This window comes from Burkholderia sp. LK4, assembly GCF_001043615.1.
Taxonomy (GTDB): Bacteria; Pseudomonadota; Gammaproteobacteria; order Burkholderiales; family Burkholderiaceae; genus Burkholderia; species Burkholderia cepacia.
Window position 1 is genome coordinate 1 of the sequence record NZ_LDUL01000138.1, and the last position, 7,621, is coordinate 7,621.

General features: G+C 67.3%; 7 protein-coding genes. 4 read left to right on the forward strand and 3 right to left on the reverse strand.

Translation table 11 applies throughout. The features are described from left to right. Nucleotides 1-80: 80 nt before the first annotated feature. Nucleotides 81-983, forward strand: coding sequence for a LysR substrate-binding domain-containing protein (locus VK92_RS38350; RefSeq protein WP_048020237.1), 903 nt, complete (start codon nucleotides 81-83; stop codon nucleotides 981-983). Between the two features lie 759 nt (nucleotides 984-1,742). Here the strand turns inward: VK92_RS38350 and VK92_RS38355 are convergent. Further along, nucleotides 1,743-2,384, reverse strand: a complete 642-nt coding sequence (locus VK92_RS38355) for a TetR/AcrR family transcriptional regulator (protein ID WP_224051506.1) — start codon at nucleotides 2,382-2,384, stop codon at nucleotides 1,743-1,745. Between the two features lie 103 nt (nucleotides 2,385-2,487). Between VK92_RS38355 and VK92_RS38360 the strand changes: the two genes are divergently transcribed. The 3 genes from VK92_RS38360 to VK92_RS38370 are packed head-to-tail and all read left to right on the forward strand — an operon-like array spanning nucleotide 2,488 to nucleotide 5,946. After that, complete coding sequence (locus tag VK92_RS38360) at nucleotides 2,488-3,390, forward strand: SDR family NAD(P)-dependent oxidoreductase (protein WP_021163138.1); 903 nt, start codon at nucleotides 2,488-2,490, stop codon at nucleotides 3,388-3,390. Further along, complete coding sequence (locus VK92_RS38365; protein WP_048020241.1) at nucleotides 3,387-4,952, forward strand: flavin-containing monooxygenase; 1,566 nt, start codon at nucleotides 3,387-3,389, stop codon at nucleotides 4,950-4,952. The genes VK92_RS38360 and VK92_RS38365 overlap by 4 nt, the downstream gene beginning before the upstream one ends. Nucleotides 4,953-4,959: 7 nt before the next feature. Next, complete coding sequence (locus VK92_RS38370) at nucleotides 4,960-5,946, forward strand: alpha/beta fold hydrolase (protein ID WP_048020243.1); 987 nt, start codon at nucleotides 4,960-4,962, stop codon at nucleotides 5,944-5,946. Between the two features lie 63 nt (nucleotides 5,947-6,009). Here VK92_RS38370 and VK92_RS38375 read toward each other — a convergent pair whose 3' ends face one another. Together VK92_RS38375 and VK92_RS43590 are read right to left on the reverse strand one after the other, a co-directional pair. Next, on the reverse strand, nucleotides 6,010-6,408 hold the full coding sequence (locus VK92_RS38375) for a carboxymuconolactone decarboxylase family protein (RefSeq protein WP_048020245.1): 399 nt from the start codon (nucleotides 6,406-6,408) through the stop codon (nucleotides 6,010-6,012). A gap of 139 nt (nucleotides 6,409-6,547) precedes the next feature. After that, a partial coding sequence (locus VK92_RS43590; RefSeq protein ID WP_442854675.1) for a highly repetitive protein occupies nucleotides 6,548-7,621 on the reverse strand: 1,074 nt, incomplete at its 5' end.

Below are 7,621 nucleotides of genomic sequence, written 5' to 3' on the forward strand. Positions count from 1 at the left end.
TTCCTCGCGAAGATCCTGCACTGACCGCTGCCGCGACGCATCCGCCCCTTCCGATCGCCCGCTCCATGCCGGCCTTTCCGATGAAACGACTGCCTTCCCTCAACGCGCTGCAGATCTTCGACATCGTCGCCCGCCACGGCAGCTTCACGCGCGCCGCCGAGCAGCTGTGCCTGACGCAGGGTGCGGTGAGCCGGCAGGTCCTCGCGCTGGAGGCGTTCTACCAGTTCCCGCTATTCAAGCGCACGCCAAAGGGACTGACGCTGACGGCGGAAGGCGAGCTGCTGTTACCGACGGTGCGCGAGAGCTTTGCGCGCATCGAAGAGGTATCGATGCGCCTGTCGCGCCGGCGCACCGAGCTCGCGCTGAAGGTGCCGACCTGCATGATGCAGTGGATGTTGCCGCGGATCATGCGGTTTCAGTCCGAGCACCCGGAACTCCAGGTACAGATCACGACGACCTGGGGCCATCACGTCGATTTCCGCATGGAGCCGTTCGACGCCGCGGTGATCTACGCCCCCGGCGCCGGCCCCGACATGCATGCGATCCCGCTGTTCGAAGAGCGGCTCACGCCGGTATGCTCGCCGGACCTGCTGAACCGCCATCCGCTCGCAAGCGTCGACGACCTGGCCAACCATACGCTGCTGCATCCGACCCGCGATCACCGCGACTGGAAACGGTGGCTCGATCATGCGGGCGCACCGCACGTCGACTCGACGCGCGGATTGAGCTTCGAGACGCTCGACCTCGCCACCCACGCGGCGATCGACGGCTACGGCATCGCGATCGGCGACCGGACGCTCGTCGACGAAAGCGTGGCGGCGCACCGGCTCGTGACGCCGTTCGACGTGTCGATGCCGACCGGGATGGGCTATTACTTCGTGTATCCGGGCGGCGCCGAGCAGCAGCAGAAGATCCAGCTGTTCGGCGACTGGATCACGGACGAACGCGAGCGACAGACCTTCGTTTTCAATCGGCGCGCGTGAGCCGGCTCATCGGCACGGCACGCAAGCGCTTGCGTGCCGCATACGGCCGCCCGGCGCGCCCGACCGGATCCGGCCCGCGTAATGCCGGCAGGCGGCGATTCCCCCTCGCTTCCAGTTCGCTTTCGAACCGCCCCGCAACCGTGAATAAACGGGATTATTGAATCCAAAAATTTCGATATTTTATTTTCGGATTACCTTCTAAACTTTTTCATGGCAATTCGCTGACCTGCGTTTGCCGAAGCACTTCAATTCTCCGACTCATTAAATCAATCAAGGAGTTTGAAATGTAAGCTGCCGCAATTTCATCGGGAACCACACCGTCGATTCGTGTCGACGCGGCCAACGGCAACCGGATCACCGGGCACTGCTGCTACGGCCAGGGCCGGCACACGGGCGCGTTCAGCCAGGCAGGCGGCAACGTGTCGGCGACGTGCCGGCGGGTCGGCAGCGCGGCACGACGACCGAGTATCGCCGGGACGGTGAAGGCCGAACCGGGGCGGATACACGGGTTCCTGATCGAGGTGCCTGGGCGCGAGGGTTTCGCGCCATGAACGGCGCAATGCGAACTGCCTTTTTGCATTGCGCCGCCTTTTTAATTTGATCCGGATTGTTTTAACCCATTCATCGTCACACGCAAACCGAATCAAATCAAAAAAGAAAAAATCCGACGCGCCGTGCGCCGTGTAGTCGCTTCTTTATTTAGACTTTGAACCTGCAATTTGCCGGCGGACATGCCGGGAACAACGCGACACCATCCGGTCAGCTTATCTCCCGCAACGTCCCCAACAGCACCTTCCTGCAACTCGCGACCATCTGCGCTTCCGGATCGCGATATTCCGTGAGCAGCCACGCCGCGCCGACGTTCGTCATCGCGCCGACGAGCGCGAGCCCGATCAGCCGCTGCTCGGTGCGCTCCGCGGGCGTCGCCGCTTCGCGCGGCGCGCCGATCGCCATGATCAGCTTGCCGAAGTCGATCAGCATGCGCTGGTAGGTCATGTCGGTATCCGCGCTCACGCCCATCACTTCGAGCAGCAGCACGCGCGCCGCGCACGGGTCACGCAGGAACGCGAAGAACGCGGCGAGCCCGGCATCGATGCTCTCGCGCAGATCGCCGCCGCGCTCGGCCACTGCCCGCGCGACTGCCTCGTGCAACTGCTGCGCGTGATGCAGGTAGGTGCAGCGCAGCAAATCCTCGGTGCTGTCGAACGCCGCATAAAAATAGCGATCGTTCAGCTTCGCTTCCTGGCAGATCGACCGTACCGTCGCCTTGCGGAACCCGACCGTGCCGAACACGCGCGTCGCCGCGCGGATCAGCGCGTCGCGCCGCTCGGCGGCCCGCACCTCGGGCGCCACGCCGCCATACGAGCGGCCCCGTTTTTCCGTTTCGAGTGCTTTCTCCATTCCGCTATTTGACATCAGGACACCCGAAAACTAAAGTGGTGACGACCAACACCACATTAGACGCGCCGCCGGTACAGGGCAAGCGGAACGGGAGGAGCAACGGATGAACGGGTTTTCCGGCAAGGTCGCCGCGATCACGGGCGCCGGTTCGGGCATGGGCCGCAGCCTCGCGGTCGAGCTTGCGCGGCGGGGCTGCGAGGTCGCGCTCGCCGACGTCAACGAAACCGGGCTCGCCGGCACGGCGGCCGCCTGCGCGCAGCATGGCGTGCGCGTGAGCACGCGGCGGCTCGATGTCGCCGACCGCGATGCGGTATTCGCGTGGGCCGATTTCGTGCGCGCCGGGCATGGCAAGGTCAACCTGATCTTCAACAACGCAGGCGTGTCGCTGGCCGCCAGCGCCGAGACCGCGGACATCGCCGATCTCGAATGGATCGTCGGCATCAACTTCTGGGGCGTCGTGCACGGCACGCAGGCATTCCTGCCGCACCTGCGCGCGTCGGGCGACGGACACGTCGTCAATACGTCGAGCCTGTTCGGGCTCGTCGCGATGCCGACGCAAAGCGCTTACAACGCGACCAAGTTCGCGGTGCGCGGCTTTACCGAGGCACTGCGGATGGAGCTCGAACTCGACGGCGCGCCGGTCAGCGCGACCTGCGTGCATCCGGGCGGCGTCGCGACGAACATCGTCGACGCGGGCCGCGTCGATACCAGCATCCACGCACTCACGGGCCAGGACGAAGCGACCCATCGCCGCCAGGCGAACCGGCTGATCAACGCGACGACGGCCGACGAGGCCGCGCGGCAGATCCTCGCGGGTGTCGAGCGCAATGCGCGCCGCGTGCTCGTCGGCGCCGACGCACGCCGGCTCGACAGGATCGCGCGCCTGCTCGGCGCCGGTTACCAGTGGCTGATGCTGCGCCACGTGCGCCGCGCCCGGGCCCGCAACCTCCGTCCGAAGGAAGTCCCGGCCGCGCTCCCGACCACGCCCACCAAGGACCCCGCATGACCTCGACGACGACCGACCGGCGCGACGCGCCGCCCGCCCCCGGCGACAGCCGCGACCTCGACGTGCTGATCGTCGGTGCCGGGCTGTCCGGCATCGGCGCGGCGTATCACCTGAAGCAGCGCTGCCCGTATGCAAGCGTGGCCATCGTCGAGGCGCGCGACGCGATCGGCGGCACCTGGGACCTGTTCCGCTATCCGGGCGTCCGTTCGGATTCCGACATGTTCACGCTCGGCTACAGCTTCCGCCCGTGGCACAGCGACAAGGCGATCTCCGACGGCCAGACGATCCTCGACTACATCCGCGACACCGCGCGCACCTACGGCATCGACAAGACGATCCGCTACGGCCAGAAAGTCATCGCGGCTGACTGGGATTCGAACCGCGCGCGCTGGACGGTACGCATCGAGCGCACGCAGGGCGGCACGACCGACACGCTCGTCTACACCTGCCGCTTCCTGTTCATGTGCAGCGGCTACTACGACTACGACGCCGGCTACCTGCCCGACTGGGCCGGGATGGACACGTTCGAAGGCAAGCTCGTGCATCCGCAGCACTGGCCGAAGGACCTGTCGTATGCGAACCGGCGCGTCGTCGTGATCGGCAGCGGCGCGACGGCCGTCACGCTCGTGCCGTCGATGGCGGCCGACGCGCAACACGTGACGATGCTGCAACGCTCGCCGACCTACATCGTGTCGCTGCCCGCGCGCGACAGGATCGCGAACGCGTTGCGCCGCGTGCTGCCGTCCCGGCTCGCGCACCGGCTCGTGCGCGTGAAGAACGTACTGCTGACGATTTACCTGTACAACGTGTCGCGCCGCAAGCCCGACCAGACGAAGAAGTTCATCATCCGCGCGGCCAGCAAGCAGCTCGGCCCCGACTTCGACGTCGCGAAGCACCTGACGCCGCGCTACATGCCGTGGGACCAGCGCGTGTGCCTCGTGCCGAACGGCGACCTGTTCAAGTCGATCCGCGCGGGCCGCGCGTCGATCGTCACCGACGAGATCGAGCGCTTCACGCCGACCGGCCTCAAGCTGAAGAGCGGCCAGCAGCTCGACGCGGACGTGATCGTCACCGCGACCGGGCTGAAGGTGAAGATGCTCGGCGGCGCGCGCGTCACGGTCGACGGCCGCGCGGTCGACCTGCCGGAGACCGTGTCGTACAAGGGAATGATGTACAGCGACGTGCCGAACCTCGCGTCGTCATTCGGCTACACGAACGCGTCGTGGACGCTGAAGGCCGAGCTGATCGCGCGCTACGTGTGCCGGCTGCTCAATCACATGCGCGCGAACGACTACGACACGTGCGTGCCACGGCTCGGCGCCGGCGAGCTCGGCGACGTGCCGGCCGTCAACCTGAGCTCGGGCTACATCCAGCGCGCGGCCGGCATCCTGCCGAAGCAGGGCCATCGCAAGCCGTGGAAATTCCATCAGAACTACGTGCGCGATCTCGCGTCGCTGAAGTTCAGCGCGCTCGCCGATTCGGCGATGCATTTCGAACGCCGCGCGAAAGCCGGCACGGCCGCCGCGGCGCCGGTTGCCGAACCCGCACTCGAACCCCGTTGAGGCCGACATGACCCCTACGCTCCATCTGATCCAGAACGTGCTGCTCGGCGTCGTCGCGGCGCTCGCCGCGCTCGCGCTGTTTACCGGTTACGTGGCCCGTCGCGTGACGCGCGCGTTTCCGCCCGAAGGCCGCTTCGTCGACGTCGGCGGCGACCGCATCCACTACGTCGAATACGGTAGCGGCCCGCCGATCGTGTTCGTCCACGGGCTCGCCGGGCAACTGCGCAATTTCGCGTACCTGCCGCTCGCGCGGCTCGCGCAGCAGCATCGCGTGATCCTCATCGACCGCCCGGGCGCCGGCCGCTCGCTGCGCGGCCCGGCTTCGCAGGCAAACGTGTTCGCGCAGGCCCGCACGGTCGCCGCGTTCATCGACGCGCTGCGGCTCGACAAGCCCGTGCTGGTCGGCCACTCGCTCGGCGGTGCGATCGCGCTTGCCGTCGGCCTCAACCATGCGGACCGCGTGAGCCGGCTCGCGCTGATCGCGCCGCTGTCGCACCAGCAGACCGAGCCGCCGGCGCCGTTCAAGCCGCTGATGCTGCCCTCGCCGCTCGTGCGCCGCTTCGTATCGTGGACCTTCGCGATCCCGCTGACGATCCTGACCGGCCGCAAGGCCGTGCGCCAGGTGTTCGCGCCGGAAGACGTGCCGCGCGACTTCCCGGTCAAGGGCGGCGGCCTGCTCGGGATGCGCCCGCACGTGTTCTACGCGACGGCGACCGACCTGCTGTCGGCGCCCGTCGACCTGCCCGCGATGGAACGCCGCTATGCGGAACTCGCGCTGCCGGTCGACGTGCTGTACGGCCGCGCCGATCCGATCCTGAACTGGCGCGAGCACGGCGACGCGCTCGCGAAGAAATCGGCGCGCGTGCGGCTGAAGGTCGTCGAGGGCGGGCACATGCTGCCGGTCACGATTCCGGAGGCCACCGCCGACTGGCTGCTCGAAGTCGCCGCCGCGCCGGCCGAGGCGGCGCCGCAGGCAGCGCGCGTCGCGCACTGAGCCGGAAACCGGCGAAACCGGGCCTGATTCCGCGCCTGCCGTGCAGCCGAAGCGGCGGCGGAATCAGGCTGCGTCGTCGGGCACCGGCAGCCCGAGATCCGCGATCACCTCCCGCGCGCTGCGGAATGCCTCGACCGCGGCCGGCGCGCCCGCGTACAGCGCGCTGTGCAGCAACACCTCGCGGATCTCGACGAGGCTCGCGCCGTTGTTGAGCGCGCCGCGAATGTGCCCCTTCAGTTCCGTGCTGCGGCCGAGCGCCGCCAGCATCGCGCACGTGCACAGGCTGCGCGTCTTCAGGTCGATCCCGCCCCGCTGCCACGTGCTGCCCCACGCGTGCTCGTTCAGCCAGTCCTGCAGCGGGCGCGAAAAACCGTCGAGGTCGCGCATCGCGCGCTCGACGAACGCCTCGCCCATCACGTCGATTCGTCGCGCCTTGCCGTTTTCCCTGTCCTGTTCGCTCATGTCCGGGTCCTGTATGGAGTCGTGGCCGCTTCGGCATCGTCGGCAGCCGGGGATTTCGCGCCATGTTCATCGGGCCGGCGCGTTTCGTCAAAGATGCGGCCCTCGGTTCGAAGCCATCCGCACAACGCGATATCGAACGCTACGTAACATCACGCCGCGCGTTACGGCGGCTTACGGGAACATCGCAACCGCCGCGCCCGCGCACCGAGCATGCCCGTCGCGCGAAAGCGCCGTTACTCCGTTTAAATCGCGCCGATATTCCCGATACCTGCAATAAAGCGCGACACCGTTTCGCGAATTCTGTCGTGGCGCGGAATTTGCAGAGAAGGCTTGGACACACTTCCAATGTCGAGGCCAACATGCACACACTCTTCAAGAAGACGACGGTAACGATGGCCGTCTCGTCGCTGCTCGCACTATATGGTTGCGGCTCGGTCGATGGACCGACGACCCCGCCGACAATCAAGCCGAGCACGTCTGGGACGGGCGGCAGCTCGGGGACTTCGGGTACGTCGGGCGGTGGGACGTCGGGGACTTCGGGAGGCGGGACTTCGGGTAGTTCGGGGACTTCTGGGACTTCCGGTACCTCAGGCACTTCCGGTACGTCGGGTACCTCCGGTACGTCGGGTACTTCCGGTACGTCGGGTACTTCCGGTACGTCGGGCACCTCCGGTACGTCGGGCACTTCCGGTACGTCGGGTACTTCCGGTACGTCGGGTACCTCCGGCACGTCGGGCACCTCCGGTACGTCGGGTACCTCCGGCACGTCGGGCACCTCCGGCACGTCGGGTACCTCCGGTACGTCGGGTACTTCCGGTACGTCGGGTACCTCCGGTACGTCGGGTACTTCCGGTACGTCGGGCACCTCCGGTACGTCAGGCACTTCCGGTACGTCGGGTACTTCCGGCACCTCGGGCACCTCCGGCACCTCGGGCACCTCGGGCACCTCCGGCACGTCGGGTACTTCCGGCACGTCGGGTACTTCCGGTACCTCGGGCACTTCCGGTACCTCGGGCACTTCCGGCACCTCGGGTACTTCCGGCACCTCGGGTACTTCCGGCACCTCGGGCACCTCCGGTACGTCGGGTACTTCCGGCACCTCGGGCACCTCCGGCACCTCGGGCACTTCCGGCACCTCGGGCACTTCCGGCACCTCGGGCACCTCCGGCACCTCGGGTACTTCCGGCACCTCGGGTACTTCTGGCACGTCGGG